General features: G+C 67.9%; 12 protein-coding genes and 1 pseudogene. 4 read left to right on the top strand and 9 right to left on the bottom strand.

The window, feature by feature from the left end; genetic code table 11:
- Positions 1 to 5: 5 nt before the first annotated feature.
- The 3 genes from J7357_RS17240 to J7357_RS17230 form a co-directional block, all read right to left on the bottom strand.
- Positions 6 to 767, bottom strand: coding sequence for a transporter (locus J7357_RS17240; protein ID WP_209248394.1), 762 nt, complete (start codon positions 765 to 767; stop codon positions 6 to 8).
- A 231-nt stretch (positions 768 to 998) separates the two neighbouring features.
- Positions 999 to 3,626, bottom strand: a complete 2,628-nt coding sequence (locus J7357_RS17235) for a methyl-accepting chemotaxis protein (protein WP_209248392.1) — start codon at positions 3,624 to 3,626, stop codon at positions 999 to 1,001.
- A 180-nt stretch (positions 3,627 to 3,806) separates the two neighbouring features.
- Entirely contained in the window at positions 3,807 to 4,736 is a 930-nt protein-coding gene (locus tag J7357_RS17230; RefSeq protein ID WP_209248390.1) for a LysR family transcriptional regulator, read from the bottom strand.
- Between the two features lie 207 nt (positions 4,737 to 4,943).
- On the opposite strand from J7357_RS17230, the gene J7357_RS17225 reads away from it, so the two are divergent.
- From J7357_RS17225 to J7357_RS17210, 4 genes are all read left to right on the top strand, one after another.
- Positions 4,944 to 5,723 (top strand): class III extradiol ring-cleavage dioxygenase, encoded by a 780-nt coding sequence (locus J7357_RS17225; protein WP_209248389.1) that lies wholly within the window; start codon positions 4,944 to 4,946, stop codon positions 5,721 to 5,723.
- A gap of 2 nt (positions 5,724 to 5,725) precedes the next feature.
- Entirely contained in the window at positions 5,726 to 6,103 is a 378-nt protein-coding gene (locus J7357_RS17220; protein ID WP_209248388.1) for a glutathione S-transferase N-terminal domain-containing protein, read from the top strand.
- Between the two features lie 26 nt (positions 6,104 to 6,129).
- On the top strand, positions 6,130 to 6,543 hold the full coding sequence (locus J7357_RS17215; RefSeq protein ID WP_209248386.1) for a DoxX family protein: 414 nt from the start codon (positions 6,130 to 6,132) through the stop codon (positions 6,541 to 6,543).
- A gap of 63 nt (positions 6,544 to 6,606) precedes the next feature.
- Complete coding sequence (locus tag J7357_RS17210; protein WP_209248384.1) at positions 6,607 to 7,509, top strand: NADP-dependent oxidoreductase; 903 nt, start codon at positions 6,607 to 6,609, stop codon at positions 7,507 to 7,509.
- A gap of 167 nt (positions 7,510 to 7,676) precedes the next feature.
- On the opposite strand, the pseudogene J7357_RS21525 reads toward J7357_RS17210, so the two are convergent.
- From J7357_RS21525 to J7357_RS17175, 6 genes and pseudogenes are all read right to left on the bottom strand, one after another.
- Positions 7,677 to 9,929 (bottom strand): annotated as a pseudogene (locus J7357_RS21525) (methyl-accepting chemotaxis protein).
- 457 nt (positions 9,930 to 10,386) lie between these two features.
- Positions 10,387 to 12,642 (bottom strand): methyl-accepting chemotaxis protein, encoded by a 2,256-nt coding sequence (locus J7357_RS17195; RefSeq protein WP_209248378.1) that lies wholly within the window; start codon positions 12,640 to 12,642, stop codon positions 10,387 to 10,389.
- Between the two features lie 716 nt (positions 12,643 to 13,358).
- Positions 13,359 to 15,362 (bottom strand): chemotaxis protein CheA, encoded by a 2,004-nt coding sequence (locus J7357_RS17190; protein ID WP_209248376.1) that lies wholly within the window; start codon positions 15,360 to 15,362, stop codon positions 13,359 to 13,361.
- A gap of 31 nt (positions 15,363 to 15,393) precedes the next feature.
- Complete coding sequence (locus J7357_RS17185) at positions 15,394 to 15,759, bottom strand: response regulator (protein WP_010341778.1); 366 nt, start codon at positions 15,757 to 15,759, stop codon at positions 15,394 to 15,396.
- Positions 15,756 to 16,064 (bottom strand): STAS domain-containing protein, encoded by a 309-nt coding sequence (locus J7357_RS17180; RefSeq protein WP_209248374.1) that lies wholly within the window; start codon positions 16,062 to 16,064, stop codon positions 15,756 to 15,758. Before J7357_RS17180 ends, J7357_RS17185 begins: the two co-directional genes overlap by 4 nt.
- A 109-nt stretch (positions 16,065 to 16,173) precedes the next feature.
- On the bottom strand, positions 16,174 to 17,006 hold an 833-nt coding region (locus J7357_RS17175), incomplete at its 5' end, for a chemotaxis protein CheW (protein WP_209248372.1).

Here is a 17,006-nt window from a genome sequence, read left to right as displayed (position 1 = left end):
CCCGATCAGAAACGGAAGGACAGGCCCGCGCCCAGCGCGTGGTCCGGCGAACGGTCGTTGAGGCCGCGGCTGTACACCACGTCCAGTTGCACGTCCTGGCTGAGCAGCCAGGCCGAACCGACGTCGAGCAGGGCGATGGTGCCGCCGTCGTCGGCATGCGCGATCTGCGGCAGGGCCAGTTCCACGAACGAGCGAGTGCGGTCGTTCCAGGCCTTGCCCAGCACCACGCCGAAGATGCCGGCGGTATAGCGATGTCCGCCGTCGCCCTCGTCGCGGATCAGCCCGGGCATCATGCCCAGCGAGACGCTGTCGCTGAGTTCCCATTCGGCCACCAGGCGGAACGAGGGGCGGGCACCGCTGCCGCGCACGTCGCGCGCGCCGCTGGGCAGGTCCACATGCAGCAGCCAGGCCAGCGAAGCGCCGCCGATCTCGCTGGCGAGGTGGTGCTTGAGGCCGAGCGAGATGTCGGAGAAACCGGAGACGTCATCGCCGACGGGGACGTCGATGGTCTGCCAGCCGTCGGTTTCCACGCGCAGTTCCCAGGTCGGGCCGATGCCGTAGCGGAACAGGGTCGGCGTGGTGTACCCATCCACATCGCCGTCGCGTTCCCAGGCCACGCTGGTTTCCACCTGCAGGCGCCGATCGCCGACGGTGAGGCTGGATTCCACGAAGTCGGGGCGATCGGTGGCGATCGGCTCGGCTTCGGCGTGCGCCCCTCCCGCAAGGCCGAACAGCGTCAGACAACTGGCAAGAACGACTGGCTTCATGGCGCCTCCCGTGGCGGTTCGGTCGGAACCGGGAATCCGGGCGCAGTGCGTCCGGCGCCGAGGCGCGTGCGGTGCCCATGGCGTGGCAGTTCCGCTTTCTATATCGACCCTGAAGACCGTTTCTTTACGAACGTGACGTGCTAAGCGCTCTGCGGTGGCCGACGCGCCTGAAGGCTGGGAGAGGCGCAAGGCGCTCGGGCGCCTTGCGCGGATCAGGGACGACCGGGTGGCTCAGAATTCCTGCCACTGCGCGTCGTCCGGCGGCGTGGTCGCGCGTGGGACCGCGCGCAGCGGTGCCGCAGCCGGCCGCCGTGGCGTCGCCGCGGCAGGACCGCGTGCGGGCGCCGCCGCGACGGTCCCCGCCTTGGCGCCGGTCTCCAGCTTGAACAGCGCCACGGCCTGGTTGAGGTGGCCGGCCTGGTCTTCCATCGAGCGTGCCGCCGCGGTCGCTTCCTCGACCAGTGCGGCGTTCTGCTGGGTCGCCTCGTCCATCTGGGTGATGGTCTGGTTGACCTGCTCGATGCCGGCGGATTGCTCCTGCGAGGCGGCGGCGATCTCGCCCATGATGTCGGTGACGCGCTGCACCGAGGCGACGATCTCTTGCATGGTGATGCCGGCCTGGTCGACCAGGGCCGAGCCCTCGGCGACACGCTCGACCGAATCGTCGATCAAGGTCTTGATCTCCCTGGCCGCATTCGAAGAACGCTGGGCGAGGGTGCGCACTTCGCTGGCGACCACGGCGAAGCCGCGGCCCTGTTCGCCGGCGCGTGCCGCTTCCACGGCGGCGTTGAGCGCCAGGATGTTGGTCTGGAAGGCGATGCCGTCGATGACGCCGATGATGTCGGCGATCTTGCGGGACGAGATCTCGATGCCGTTCATCTTGTCCGAGACCTGGCTGGCCAGTGCGCCGCCCTGCGAGGCCACCGTGGCGGCGCCGGCGGCGAGTTGGTTGGCCTGTCGTGCGTGCTCGGCGTTCTGCTTGACCGTGGAGGTCAGCTCCTCCATCGACGCCGCGGTCTCCTCCAGGCTGGCCGCCTGCTGCTCGGTGCGGCGCGCCAGGTCGTCGTTGCCGGCGGCGATCTCGGCCGCGGCCCCGTTGATGCTCATCGCGGCGGTCTGGATCCGTGTGACGATCGCCGCCAACTGCTCGGCGGTGGCATTGGCGTCGTCGCGCATGGTCGCGAACACACCCTGGAAGTCGCCGTGCATGCGCGCGGTCAGATCGCCGGCGGCGATCGCCTGCAACAGCGTGGACAGCGCCTGCAGGTTGCCATCGGCGGTGGCCATCAGCTGATTGAGACTCTCGACCATCAGGCGGAAGTCGTACTGGAAGCGCTCGGCATCGCCGCGCACGCTGAAATCGCCCGCCGCGGCGGCGCCGGCCAGGTGCTTGATCTCGGTGTTCATCGCGGTCAGGTTGCGCTTGACCGTGTCCATCGTGTCGGTCAGCACCGCTTTTTCGCCCGGCAGCCGATCCATGTCCTCGGACAGGTCGCCGATGGCATAGCGGCCCATGATCTGCGCCAGGCGCATCTTGACCGCGATGTGCGAGGCGGCCAGGGCATTGCTGTCGTGGACCATGCGCCCGTAGTCGCCGGGAAAGGCGCGCTCGTCCATGCGGTAGCTGATCTCGCCGGCATCGTGGCGCTGGGCCATTTCCTTCTGCGCGTCGAGCACCGCGCGCAGCTGCTGCTGCATGCGCTGCAACGACCCCAGCAACTGTCCCAGCTCGTCGTTGCGCGGGTACTGGATGCGGCTGTCCAGGCGGCCGGCGGCGACCGCACTGGACACTTCCACCGCACTGGCCAACGGCTTGACCACCAGCCGCCGCAGCAGCAGGTAGAGACCGCCGCTGAGCAGCAGTGCGGCGCACAGGCCGACGGCGGCGATGGTCCACAGCAGGTTGTGCGCGGGCGCCATCAGCACCGCCTTCGGCACCGCCACGCCCAGCGCAAAGCGCTCCTGGGCCTGGCCGATCTGCAGCGGCACGTATACTTCCACGTCGGTGGCACCGGTCTGCGGATCCACGGTGTCGCGGCTGACGGTCCTGCCCTGGGCGATATCGGTCAGCAAGGCACGGGTGGCCGGATCCTGCAGCGTCTTGCCGACCAGCGCAGGATCGCGGTCGGCGATGATGGCGCCGCCGGGCGAGAGCAGGCGCACGTGGCCGGCGCCGAGCGGGCGCAGCTTGGCCACACGCTGCTGCAGCGCGGCCAGGCCGAAATCGGTGGTGACCACGCCCAGGAACGTGCCGTCTTCCAGGATCGGCGTGCTGACCGTGGTCATCAGCACCTTCTGTCCGGCGATCTCGTAATCGTAGGGTTCGGCGACGGTCGGCCGCAGCAGCTTGCGCGGATTCAGATACCAGTCGCCGGCGCCGGCCACGTCGTAGTCGCGCAGCGGATCGCGCACCAGTTTTCCGTTCTGCCAGGACCAGTACACCATGTAGCGGCCGCTGGCGTCGTGGCCCGCGCTGTTGGCGTAGTCCGCGTCCTTGCCGTCCAGCGCCTGCGGTTCCCACAGCGTGCCGATGCCGGTCCAGTCCGGGTGCTGCTGCAGTTCGCGGCGCAGGCTGTCGCTGAACAGCTCGCGCGCCTTGTCCTGGCCGCGCTGGGCGAGCAGCGCATTGGCCAGCGCCTGGTTGGAGACGGCGGAGGCGCCGATGGTGTTGCCGATGCGCTCCGATTCCAGGCGTGCGGTGTCGGTCATGCCGACCTTGGCCGAGGCGAGCAGGGCCGAACTGCTGCGGGCGTAGATGATGGCGGCGGTAATGCCGAAGCACAGCAGGGCGATCGCGGCCACGCCCAACATCAGGCGGGTGGCGACACTGCTCGGGCGTGTGGAGGACGTCGTGGGCATCGCGGTCGTCTCGATGGGAGGAATGGAGCGCGCGCCGTCGTGGACTCCGACTGCCTCCTGGCGTGAGGCAGTCGGGGCAGGGGACGTGTGCGACGTCCTCGTTATCGGCACGGCGTCCCAGAAATGTAGTGGGCGTTATGGTGTGCCCGCCGCCACGTCCGGCAGGGCGGTGCCGTACCGCTAGGGGTGCATCGGCATTTCGGGGATGCGGTACCAGGTGCAGGGACTATCCTGCGAGGCGAGATGATCGATGAAGGTCCGTACCTTGGCCGACAGGTATTTCCGGCTTGGGTAGACCGCGTGCAGGGTGGCGCTGAACGTTGCCACCTCGGGGAGCACGGCGCGCAGCCGCCCTTGCATGACGTCGGCCAGCACCATCCACGCCGGCAGCATGGCAAATCCCATCCCCTCCAGGGCCGCCAGATGCAGGAGGGTCTCGTTACCGCTGCGCATCACGGCGCGAAAGCGCACCGTCTCAGGCCCGTCCGCGCCATGGAACGTGATATCGGGTCCGATGTTGACGCCGCTGTAGAGCAACAGACTGTGGCCGTTGAGGTCCGCGATCCGGGCAATCTCGTCGGCGCCTTGGAGATAGGACGGCGCGGCGACCAGGCAGAAGTCGATGCGCCCGAGTGTGCGCGCGACCAGACCAGGATCGAGCCGTTCCGGCGTGGTCGCGCGCAGCGCAAGATCGAAGCCCTCGTCGACGAGATTGACCAGCCGGCCACTCAGATCCAGATCGAGGCGCACCTCCGGATAACGCCGCTGGTAATCGGCCAGCATCGCGACGATCCGCGGGGTCGCGAGCCAGACCGGCGCGCTCACCTTGAGGGTTCCGCGGGGCGACACCGCGACATCGCTGAGCGCCGCCTCGACCTCGTCCAGGCCGTCTAGGGTCTGCCGCGCCTGGACCAGATAGAGCGCGCCGGCCTCGGTCAGGCTGACACGCCGGCTGGTGCGGTTGAGCAGGCGGATGCCCAGTCGATCCTCCAGGTGCTGCACATGCTTGCTGGCCATGGGGATCGACAGGCCAAGACGGCTCGCCGCCGCCGTGAAACTTGCCAGCTCGGCCACCGCGCAGAAGACCCGCAAGCTCGTCAGCGTATCCATGGATCGTCAATCTAGAGGAAATGATTCTTCTATGGAAGGGCCGTTGTTCCTCTGAAAGGAAAAGATGACCTTGTGCGGGCGCGGTGGCGACGCCCCGTGACCTCCAGGCTGGGACAGCCTGGTTCGGACCATAGCGAGGATTCCATCGTGCGTGCAGGCCGCCTTCCCACCTATTTCCTCTGCCATGGCGGCGGACCCTGGCCCTACATGACCGGCGCGTTCCGTCGCCATTTCGACAGGCTGGAGCAATCCCTGGTCGAGATGCGCGCCGGCCTGCATGGCGTGCCGCAGGCGGTACTCGTCATCTCCGGCCATTGGGACACGGACGGCTTTTCCGTCTCGTCCGGCGAACGGCCCGGCATGGTCTACGACTTTGGCGGCTTTCCTGAGCATCTCTACCGTATTCGTTATGCCGCGCCTGGGTCGCCAGCGCTGGCGCAGCGGGTCAAGTCGATGCTGGGCACCGCCGGCGTGGAGGTCAGGCTCGATCCGGCGCGTGGCTTCGACCACGGCACTTTCAGCCTGATGAAGCCGCTCTATCCCGACGAGGACATCCCCGTCGTCCAGCTCTCGCTCGACAGCAGCTTCGATCCCGCGCTGCATATCGCCGTCGGTCGAGCGCTGACGCCGCTGCGCGACGAAGGCGTGCTGATCGTCGGCAGCGGCCAGAGCTACCACAATCTTTCGAACATCGGCGCGGCCGAGAGCCGCGAAGCCTCGCGCCAGTTCGACGACTGGCTGCAGCAGACCGTGGTCCACACTGCGCCCGATGCCCGTGTCGCACGATTGCTGCACTGGGAACAGGCACCGGCGGCGCGGAGAGCGCACCCACGCGAAGACCACCTGCTGCCGTTGATGGTGGCCGTCGGCGCCGCAGAGGACGACGCCGCGACGCTCAGCTATCACCAACACGATTTCATCGGTGGGATCACCGCGTCGAGTTTCCGCTTCGGCGCGCTTCCTGCCGTCCTTTCCCAGAGCCAGTGACCATGACCGACACCTTTAAGCCGATCGTCTACCTGAAGCAGCACTGCCCCTTCTGCATGAAGATCCGCGTGTTCATCCTGGAAGCGAATCTCGGGGCCGCGGTCGAGACGCGCGATTTCGCCAGCGGCACGCCGCAGGAAGAGGCGATCCGCGCCGAGCTCGCGCCGCAGTTGAGCAGGGTCAGCTTCCCGGCGGCGCAACTGCAGCCCGGCCAATACATCGCCGAGTCGGACGCCATCGTCGCCTCGCTCGCCCAGCGATTCGGCCGCGATCCAGCGGCGATGCCGGTCTACCGGAACTATGTCGATGGCGTGCTGGCCGCATTGACGCGGCTCTGGAAGGAAAACACGGACCTCAAGGTCGCCGCCATCACCCCCTGACGCCCCCTGGATAGGAAAAAACGATCATGATCGACACCACCGTCTGGACGCCACGCGTCCTCGCCGTTCTGCGCATCGTCGCCGCACTGCTGTTCCTCGAACACGCGACGATGAAGTTGTTCCAGTTTCCTGCCCCGGTTCCGGGTGTCGCCTATCCGCTGCCGACCATCATGCTGGTCGCCGGCGTCATCGAAATCGTCACCTCGTGCCTGATCGCGAGCGGCTACTACACCCGGATCGCCGCGTTCATCGCGTCGGGGGAAATGGCCGCCGCATATTTCATGGTGCATCTGTCGATGGGGTTCTGGCCCGTGCTCAACATGGGCGAACCGGCCGTGCTGTTCTGCTTCATCTTTCTCTACCTCGCCTTTGCAGGCGCGGGGGCCTGGGCACTCGACAACGTCCTGCGCCCCGCATCGCGGCGCGTTGCGCTCGCCTGATTCCTCCTGCTGCATCCATCGACCCGGCGCTTACGCAGCCCCTACTTCACAGGAATGCATCCCATGAAAGCGGTTCTTCTCACATCCTATGGCGACACCGACCGGTTGCTGTTCGGCGACACGGCAACGCCGGAACCCGGTCCGGGCGAGGTGCTGCTGCGCCTGCATGCCTCCGCCGTCAATCCGTTCGACCTCTATCTGCGCCAGGGCTACTTTGCCGAGATGGTTCCCTTGCCGCTGCCGGCGATCCTGGGCAGCGATGCGGCCGGCGTGATCGCCAAGCTCGGCGAGGGCGTGAGCGGCTGGTCGGTGGGCGAGCGCGTCGTCGCCGACTTCCGGCACAACGGTCGCGGCGCCCATGCCGAGCAGGGCGTCGTGCCTGCCACCTCGATGGCACGGCTGCCGGAGGCGTTGAGCTTCGAACAGGGCGCTGCCTTGGTGAAGGCCGGCCTGATCGGCAGGCAGACGGTCGCGGCGTTGGGCATCAAGGCCGGCGACCGCGTGCTGGTGTCCGGTGCCTTGGGAGCGGCAGGCCGCGCCGCGGTGCAATACCTCCAGGAACTGGGCGCGCAGCCCGTGGCCGGGGTTCGCCCCGAGCGCCTCGCAGAGGCGCGTGCCTTGGCCGGCGACGCCATCGACATCACCATCGCCGCCGCCGCGCCCGACGTCGACTTCGCGATCAGTACGGCAGCCCCGGTGGCCGGCAACCTGATCGGCCATGTGCGCGATGGCGGCACCATCGCCAGCATCGTGCCGGTGCCCGATGGCGCCAACGCGACGGGCCGGGTGACGATTCGGGAACTCTTTCACCAGACCGACGCGGCCACCTTGGATGCGGTCCTCGACGCGGCTGTACGTGGCGACCTGGTCATCCCGATCGCGCAGATCGTTCCGCTGGAACACCTCGGTGCCGCGCACGCCGCCGTTGCAGCCGGCGCACCTGGCAAGGTGGTGTTGAAACACTGATCCGCGCTGCGCGACCGCTTTAGCACCACGTGGGGGCGGGGATATCAACAAATCGCCCCTGGTTCTTCCTGCCCGTGACTGCCATCGCCGCCTGAAGACCCAAAAAAAGCCCCGGGAGCGCGTGCTCCCGGGGCTGTTGACGCTGGACTGACGGCCGCTGCGCGGACTCAGAACTCCTGCCAGCTGTCGTCGCCCGCCGCGACCGCGACCGGACGGGCCGATGGCCGGACCGGGCGAGGAGCGGACTTGGCCGCCGGCTTGGCCGCCGAACGGGCGACCGGGCGAGCCGGTGCGCCGGGAACGCTGGCGACGGCCGGCTGGCCGAGCGGGGCGCTGCTCGCCTCGATCTTGAACACGGCCACGGCCTGGCTCAGCTAGCCGGCCTGCTCTTCCATCGAGCGGGCGGCGGCGGTGGCTTCTTCGACCAGGGCCGCGTTCTGCTGGGTGGTCTCGTCCATCTGGGTGACGGTCTGATTGACTTGCTCGATGCCGGCGGACTGTTCCTGCGAGGCGGCTGCGATCTCGCCCATGATGTCGGTGACGCGCTGCACCGAGGTCACGATTTCCTGCATGGTCTTGCCGGCCTGGTCGACCAGCGCCGAGCCCTGGGTGACGCGGCCGACCGACTCGTCGATCAGGCCCTTGATCTCCTTGGCGGCGTTGGCCGAGCGCTGGGCGAGGGTACGCACCTCGCTGGCGACCACGGCGAAGCCGCGGCCCTGTTCGCCGGCACGGGCGGCTTCCACTGCAGCGTTGAGCGCCAGGATGTTGGTCTGGAAGGCGATGCCGTCGATGACGCTGATGATGTCGGCGATCTTCTTCGACGAGGCCTCGATCCCGCTCATGGTCTCCACGACCTGGCCGACCACGGCGCCGCCCTGCGAGGCGACCGTGGCCGCACCGGTGGCGAGCTGGTTGGCCTGACGCGCGTGTTCGGCGTTCTGCTTGACGGTGGAGGTCAGCTCCTCCATCGACGCAGCGGTTTCCTCCAAGCTGGCGGCCTGCTGCTCGGTGCGGCGCGACAGGTCGTCGTTGCCGGCGGCGATCTCGCTGGCGGCGCCGTTGATGCTGACCGCGGCGGTCTGGATGCGCGCGACGATGGCCGCCAGTTGCTCGGCGGTGGCATTGGCGTCGTCGCGCATGGTGGCGAACACGCCCTGGAACTGGCCGTGCATGCGCGCAGTCAGGTCGCCGGCGGCGATCGACTGCAGCAGCGACGAAAGCGCCTGCAGATTGCCGTCGGCGGTGGCCATCAGCTGGTTGAGGCTGTCGACCATCAGCCGGAAGTCGTACTGGAAGCGCTCGGCATCGCCGCGCACGCTGAAGTCGCCGGCGGCCGCCGCGCCGGCCAGGTGCTTGATCTCGTGGTTCATGGCGGTGAGGTTCTGCTTCACCTTGTCCATGGTCTCGGTGAGCACGGCCTTTTCGCCGGGCAGGCGGTCCATGTCGTCGGACAGGTCGCCGATCGCGTAGCGGCCCATGATCTGCGCCAGCCGCAGCTTCACCGCGATGTGCGAGGCGGCCAGGGCGTTGCTGTCGCGGACCATGCGACCGTAGTCGCCGGGGAACACGGTTTCGTCCATGCGGAAGCTGATCTGGCCGGCGTCGTGGCGCTGGGCCATCTCGGCCTGCGCGGCGAGCACCGACTGCAACTGGCTCTGCATCTTGTCCATGCTCAGCAGCAGCACGCCGGCCTCGTCCTTGCTGCGCAGGTCGATCGTATTGTCGAGCTTGCCGCGGGCGATGGCGTCGGCCACGCCGATCGCGGTGCCGAGGCGCTTGAGCAACTGGCGGCGGATCACGATCGCCATGCCGATCGCGGCCACGATCACCAGCAGGTTGCCCAGCAGCACCGCCCACTTGTTCTGCGCGCGCACGGCGATCAGGGTGTCGGTGCGCTTGGCCAGCAGGCCGCGCTCTTCGTTGCTGAAGTCGCCGAGCAGGCCGCGAATCTCCTGCATCGCCTTGCGGTCGCGGGCCTGGCCGAACTCCGCGGCGATCTTCGCCGGGTCGTTGGATTGGGTGCGCAACGCGATGATCTGCTTCTCGATGCCGACCAGATCGTCGAACGCCGCGTGCACCTTCTCCAGCCGCGCCTGCTGGCGTGGATTGTCAGCGGTCAGGTGCTTGGCCTCGGCGAAATTCTTTTCGAACCCGGCGACGCCCGCGGTGAACGGTTGCAGATGCTGCTGCTCGCCCGCCAGCAGATAGCCACGCGAGCCGGTCTCGACGTTGAGGGCATCGATTTCCATCATGTCGCCGGTGGCCATCACCTTGTAGGTGTGGTCGTTCATGTCGGCGGCGCTGTTGAGCGAAGAAAGGCTGCTCAGGCTGATCGAGCCGATGATCACCGTGATCAGCACGATGACGGCAAAGCTGAGCGCGAGCCTGGCGGAGAGACTGAGATTCTTGAGCGTCATCGTCGGAGTCCTAATGGGTGAAGCGTTGGGGATGGCGTACCCCTTGCCTGAGTCGATGTCCGCGGAGGCGTCGGGCGCTGCCTTATCTATTTCGTCTGTGAATCAAAAAAATTCAATCGATAGTTTTCGTCGAATTAATAGGTTTTGAAGATCGAAACGGATTTTTCAGTGGTGCTTGTCTTGCTTTAGCCCGTTCTCAGCCAATGCTGTTCAAATTTGTAGACAATTTGTGTACGCAAGTCTCGTATCGGCGTGTCCTCGGTCTTCTTTAGGAGGCAGTGGCTCGCATTTAGACTGTTTTCACGTTGTGTTCACGCGAACGGGGATGGGGCTCACGCTCTGCCAAGCGCCGCATGTCCGTGCGCGACCTTTGGGCAGCGTGGGACGCGCAAAAAAGCCCGGGAGCGCGCGCTCCCGGGCTTGATTCGGGTGTTTCGGATGCCTTGGGTGAAGGGCGTCAGAACTCCTGCCAGTCCCCGCCCGCGACGGCAGCCGGGACGACAGCGGCAGCGCGGTGCGTGGTCGCCGGTGGCGCAGGCGTGCGGGTCGGCCGGGGTGCGTCGACGCTGGCGCGTGCCGGTGCCGGTGCCGGTGCGCGGTGGGGCGCGGCCGGTGCCTGCTGGTCGATCTTGAACAGGGCCACCGCCTGGCTCAACTGGCCGGCCTGATCCTCCATCGAGCGTGCGGCCGCGGTGGCTTCTTCCACCAGGGCGGCGTTCTGCTGGGTGGCCTCGTCCATCTGCATCACGGTCTGATTGACCTGTTCGATGCCGGCCGACTGTTCCTGCGAGGCCGCGGAGATCTCGCCCATGATGTCGGTCACGCGCTGCACCGAGGCGACGATCTCGTGCATGGTCCTGCCGGCCTGGTCGACCAGGGCCGAGCCCTGGGCGACGCGGCCGACCGAGTCGTCGATCAGATCCTTGATCTCCTTGGCCGCGTTCGACGAGCGCTGGGCGAGAGTGCGCACTTCGCTGGCGACCACGGCGAAGCCGCGGCCCTGTTCGCCGGCACGCGCGGCTTCCACTGCAGCGTTGAGCGCCAGGATGTTGGTCTGGAAGGCGATGCCGTCGATGACCGAGATGATGTCGGCGATCTTGCGCGAGGAGGCTTCGATGCCGCTCATGGTCTGCACCACCTGGCCGACCACGTCGCCACCTTGCGAGGCGACCGACGCGGCGCCGGTCGCGAGCTGGTTGGCCTGGCGCGCGTGCTCGGCGTTCTGCTTGACCGTGGAGGTCAGCTCTTCCATCGAGGCGGCGGTTTCTTCCAGGCTGGCGGCCTGCTGCTCGGTGCGGCGCGACAGGTCGTCGTTGCCGGTGGCGATCTCGCTGGCGGCGGCATTGATGCTGACCGCGGCGGTCTGGATGCGCGCGACGATGGCGGCCAGTTGCTCGGTGGTGGCGTTGGCGTCGTCGCGCATGGTGGCGAACACGCCCTGGAACTGGCCGTGCATGCGCGCGGTCAGGTCGCCGGCGGCGATCGACTGCAGCAGCGACGACAGCGCCTGCAGGTTGCCGTCGGCGGTGGCCATCAACTGGTTGAGGCTGTCGACCATCAGCCGGAAGTCGTACTGGAAGCGCTCGGCGTCGCCACGCACGCTGAAGTCGCCGGCCGCCGCGGCGCCGGCCAGGTGCTTGATCTCGGTGTTCATCGCGGTCAGGTTGTGCTTGACCGTGTCCATCGTCTCGGTGAGACGGGCCTTCTCGCCGGGCAGGCGGTCCATGTCCTCGGACAGGTCGCCGATGGCGTAGCGGCCCATGATCTGCGCCAGGCGCTCGGTCACCGCGATATGCGCGGCGGCCAGCGCGTTGCTGTCGCGGACCATGCGCCCGTAGTCGCCGGGGAAGCTGCTTTCGTCCATGCGGTAGCTGGTCTGGCCGGCGTCGTGGCGCTGCGCCATCTCGGCCTGCGCGGCGAGCACGGCCTGCAACTGCTGCTGCATGCGTCCCATGGCGTTCAACAGGCGGCCGGTCTCGTCGCGGGCCTCGGTGCGCACGGCATTGTCCATGTGGCCATCGGCGATGGCCTCGGCGGTGCGGGTGGCCAGGCGCAGCGGCGCGGTCAGGCTCTGGGTGATGGTCAGTGCGAGCAGTGCGCTGAGCGCGAGCGCGAACACGGTGCCGCCGATCAACAGCATGCGGCCGCGTTTCATAGCATCCAGCGCCGACTGGTAGGCCGCGGCGGCCTGGGATTTTTGCCGATCGGCGAACTCGCGGATCTTGCTCTGCCATGCCAGGGTCGCGGGCAGCGCGTCGCGATTGAGCATCTCCACGGCCTTGGCGGTGTCGCCTGCTTCGCGCGTCGCCACGATGGCGTCGTTGATCTTCTTCGCGACAGCACGCTTGGCATCCATATCCGCTCGCATCGCGCGGCCGGTCGGGGTGCTGGAGAGCGTGTCGATCTTGACGCGTGCCGCGGCGTAGCGCTCGCGCTGCTTGGTGAACGTCTCCAATGCTTGCTTGCGGATCGCAGGATCGGTGGAGGTGGTGTAGGTGCTCAGGGCGACGAGCACCGAGGAATTGGCGTCGAGCATCTGGTTGCTGAATTCGATCTTCGCCATGCGGTCCAGCACGATCATGTCCAACTGCTTGCGCGCGTCGGCCATGCCGGACAGCCCGATGATCACCAGGATCACCGAAAGAACAATCAGCAGGCCGAATGCGGCCGATAGGCGCATACCGACGTTGTAGCGTTGCAGAAAGCGGGTCATTTCACATCTCCAAGGGGCAAAAAGGCGGCTCGGCGCGCAGGGATGCGACGTCGGCGGTTGACGCGGGCACAGAGACACGGCGTGCGTTGGAGACGTCGGCGATCACATGGCGTGATGACCGGCGACGCCTCGGGCAGGGCGTGCGAAAGCGCCGCAATCGCGACGGTGACCATGGCGTTGGCATGCCCGATCCGCACCTGGAATCGCCTGTGGCGACGACCGGTCGTATCGGTGGATGCGTCCTGGTGTCGCAAGATCGCATGCATGCTGGGCCCCCGTGTACGATTGAAGAAACGACGCGTGTTGCGGTGCGCCGGGGATCCGGGTGTGGTGCGAGCTGACGAAACGTGTGGCGAAAAACTGCAAGTCGAGCCTGCGCGCATGGCATGCATGCACGAAAAGATCAGTCGTCAGGGCTTGCGACCTTTCCCCGTTTGGTATTCGACTTCAGCGACCGGCGTGTCTGCCGATCGTTCCCTCTGAAGCGCCGGTGGACCTCCCCAGGCCTTGCCGGCACGCACCGATGTAGACAAAAAACGTGCGCTTGATGTTGTATCGACAGTCGCGGGGAATTCTTTAGCGCCGCATGCAGCGCATATCGCGCCTGTCCGCGGCGACCATGGGCGAACAGGTGGGGTTGCAGCACGCACCGAAAACGAAAAGCCCCGGCATCGCTGCCGGGGCTCGTGTGGGACGCAACCCGCCAGGTGCTGCGGTCAGGCCGCCTGCTGCACCCGCAGCGAGCGGACCAGGCCGCCGATGTCCACGATCAGCGCGACGCGACCGTCGCCGAGGATGGTGGCACCGGAGATGCCGCTGATGCGCCGGTAGTTGTTCTCGATGTTCTTGACCACCACCTGTTGCTGGCCGATCAGTTCGTCCACTTCCAGCGCCAGCTTCTGTCCGTCGGCCTCGACCACCACCACCAGCGGTTCTTCGCTCTGCTCGATGCGGCCGAAGCCGTAGGAGTCGCTGAGCGAGAGGATCGGCAGGTACTCGCCACGGACGCGCAGCACGCGGCCTTCGCCGGCCATGGTGCGGATGTCGTCGGCCTTGGGCTGCAGCGCCTCGATGACGTAGGCCAGCGGCAGGATCAGGGTCTCGCCGGCGACCGCCACGGTCATGCCATCGAGGATCGCCAGGGTCAGCGGCAGGCGGATCAGCACGCGGGTGCCGCGGCCGGATTCGCTTTCCAGCTGCACTTCGCCGCCCAGGCCCTGGATGTTGCGGCGGACCACGTCCATGCCGACGCCACGGCCGGACAGGTCGGTGACCGCGTCGGCGGTGGAGAAGCCCGGGGCGAAGATCAGGTCCCAGACCTGCGCATCGCTCGGGTTGTCCGGCACCGCGATGCCGCGTTCGGCGGCCTTGGCCAGGATGCGGTTGCGGTTGAGGCCGGCGCCGTCGTCGCTGACTTCGATGACGATGTGGCCGCCCTGGTGCGAGGCCGCCAGGGTGATGGTGCCGGTCTCGTCCTTGCCGGCGGCGCGACGCGCCTCCGGCAGTTCCAGGCCGTGGTCGATGGAGTTGCGCACCAGGTGCACCAGCGGATCGGCGATCTTCTCGATCAGGCCCTTGTCCAGCTCGGTGCCCTCACCGATCGTGCGCAGGCGCACCTGCTTGCCGAGGCGGGTGGAGAGGTCGCGGACCAGGCGCGGGAAGCGGCGGAACACCGCGTCCACCGGCAGCATGCGCACGCCGATCACCGCTTCCTGCAGGTCGCGGGTGTTGCGTTCCAGCAGGTCCAGGCCGGCGAACAGGCGCTCGGCCACGGCCTGGTCCAGGCCGGTGGAGACCTGCTTGAGCATGGCCTGGGTGATGACCAGTTCGCCGACCAGGTTGATCAACGCATCGACCTTGTCGACGCTGACGCGGATCGAGCTTTCCGCTTCGTGCGCGGCGGCGGCGTTGCCGGCCGGGGCATTGGCGGCCACGGCCGCGGCCGGCGCGGCGGTGGCGGCGGTCGGCGGCGCGGTCAGCACCGGTGCCGGCGCGGTGGCCAGGCTCGGCGGCGGCACCGGACGGATCTCCAGTTCGCAATCGTCGATGACCCAGGCGAAGGTGTCTTCGATGGCGCTGCGCGGGATCTTGCCGACCAGGCCCAGGTCCCAGGCCAGGTAGGCCTCGAGCGGGTCGAGTTCGGCGAAGCCGGGCATGCGCGTGGTGCGGCAGGCGACCTGCAGCGGGCCGAGGTGTTCGAGTTCGCGGATGATGCGCAGCGGGTCGTTGCCGCTCATGAACAGCGACGGCGCCGGGGTGAAGCCGATCTGCCAGGCTTCCGGCTCGGCCGGCTGGTTCGCCGCCGGGGTGGCGGCGGCCGGCGCGGCCGGGCCGCCGTTCAACGCGTGCTGCAGGCGTTCGTGCACGGCCTTCACCGCGGCCGGATCGGCCGGGACGCCGTGCTCGGCTTCGCGCAGCAGGGCGCGCAGCACGTCCACCGAGCCGAGGATGGCATCGATCGCGTGCGCTTCGACTTCGCGCTTGCCGGCGCGCAGCTCGTCGAGCAGCGTCTCCAGCACGTGGGTGAGGCCGGCCATCGCCTCGAAGCCGAAGGTGGCGGCGCCGCCCTTGATCGAGTGCGCGGCGCGGAACACCGAGTTGATGGTCTCGGGGTCGCGATTGCCTTCTTCCAACGACAGCAATCCGGCTTCCATCGCATCCAGCCCTTCGCGGCTTTCCTCGAAGAAGGTGGCGTGGAAACGTTGCAGGTCCATGCTCATGGGGCGGGAATCCGGAAAAGGAGGGAAGGGATCAGCCCAGGACTTTCTGGACGGTGGCGATCAGCTGTTCGGGATTGAACGGCTTGACCAGCCAGCCGGTGGCGCCGGCGGCCTTGCCCTCGGATTTCTTTTCCGCCGCCGACTCGGTGGTCAGCATCAGCATCGGGGTGAACTTGTAGTCCGGCAGCTGCCGCAGTTCGCGGATCAGGGTGATGCCGTCCATGTTCGGCATGTTGACGTCGGTGACCACCGCGTTGAAGCGCTGGCCCTTGGCACGGCCCAGTGCGACCGCGCCGTCTTCGGCTTCTTCGACGGCAAAGCCGGCCGAGGTGAGGGCGAAGGAGACCATCTGGCGCATCGACGCCGAATCGTCCACAACCAAGATACGTGCGCTCATGCCGCGTTCTCCACAGATTTCAGATTGTCAGGGGTTGCAGGAAGGCCCAGCGATTCGCTGACCCCTAGCAGGCGGGCCGCGTCGCGGAAGGTCGCGTTGCAGGCCTCGAATTCGGTGCGCTTGCCGTCCTTGCGGCGGGCATCGACGAATGCGCACAGCACCTGGACCGACGCGGTATGGACGCGGCGGACCTCGCCGGCGTCCAGCCGCAGCACGTCGTCCGACGCAAGGAACGCGGTCAGGCGTTGTTTCAGGTCGGCGCTGGTCTCGATACCGAGATCCTCGCCAAGGGGGACTGTGCTCATCACTACTCCGCACCAATGGTTCTATGGCAGATAACGGCCGTGGCCTGAAAAGCTTTAGCGGCGGTTGGAAAGTGCGGCACCGTTCGCAGTTGCCGCCCGCCGGCCCGGGTCAGTGCAGCAGTTGCTCGGCGTCGAGCAGGATCATCGGCTGTTGCGCCAGCCGCGCCACGCCGCGGAACAGATGGTTGGAAATGCGGCAGATACGGGCGTTGTCCGGCGGCTCGATCTGCTGGTCGCTGAGGCTGGCCACGTCTTCCACGGCCGACACGCGCAGGCCCAGGGTCTCGCCGTTCTCTTCCAGCACCACCACCCGGGTCTGCATGTCCATCTCGATCGGGGCCGCGCCCAGGTGCACGCCGAGGTCGAGCACCGGCACCACCTGGCCACGCAGGTTCATGATGCCGAGCATCGCCGGCGGGGTGCCGCGCAGGGCCAGCAGCGGCACAGGCAGCACCACTTCCTGCACCTTCAGCAGTTCCAGCGCGTAGGCCTGCTCGCCGCAGCGCAGGCGCAGCCAGCGGGTGCGGCGCTCGGACAGGCGGTCGGGGGCGATGGCCGAGCCGTGCGGCACGCTCGGGGCCATGAAGGACTGCAGGTTCGGCGGCAGCTTGGCGCCGGCGGCCTGGGCGCGGCTGGCCTCGGCGCGGCGTTCCGGCGGCACCGCCATCGGCGGGCGCTTGACCGCGCGCGCGGCGGCGGCATCGTCTTCGGCGGCCAGGTCGCGCGGCACGGCGGCACGCTGCCGCTCCATCGCCGCGACCGCGTCCAGGTCGGCCTGGCGCTCGGCCTGCTGGGCCGGGGTCAACGCGACAGGCGCGGGCGCGTCCTGCGACATGATGCCGGCCAGCGCCGGATCGGAATCGGCTTCGGCCAGGACCGCGGCGGCGATCTGTTCCGGGGTCGGGCCGGCCGGGGCGGGCGCGAGCGCTTGCTGCGACATGA

The sequence above is a fragment of the Xanthomonas sp. D-109 genome, assembly GCF_017746095.1.
GTDB lineage: Bacteria > Pseudomonadota > Gammaproteobacteria > Xanthomonadales > Xanthomonadaceae > Xanthomonas_A > Xanthomonas_A sacchari.
The sequence above is the reverse complement of the archived record's forward strand: the minus strand, read 5'-3'. Positions and strand labels throughout refer to the sequence as shown.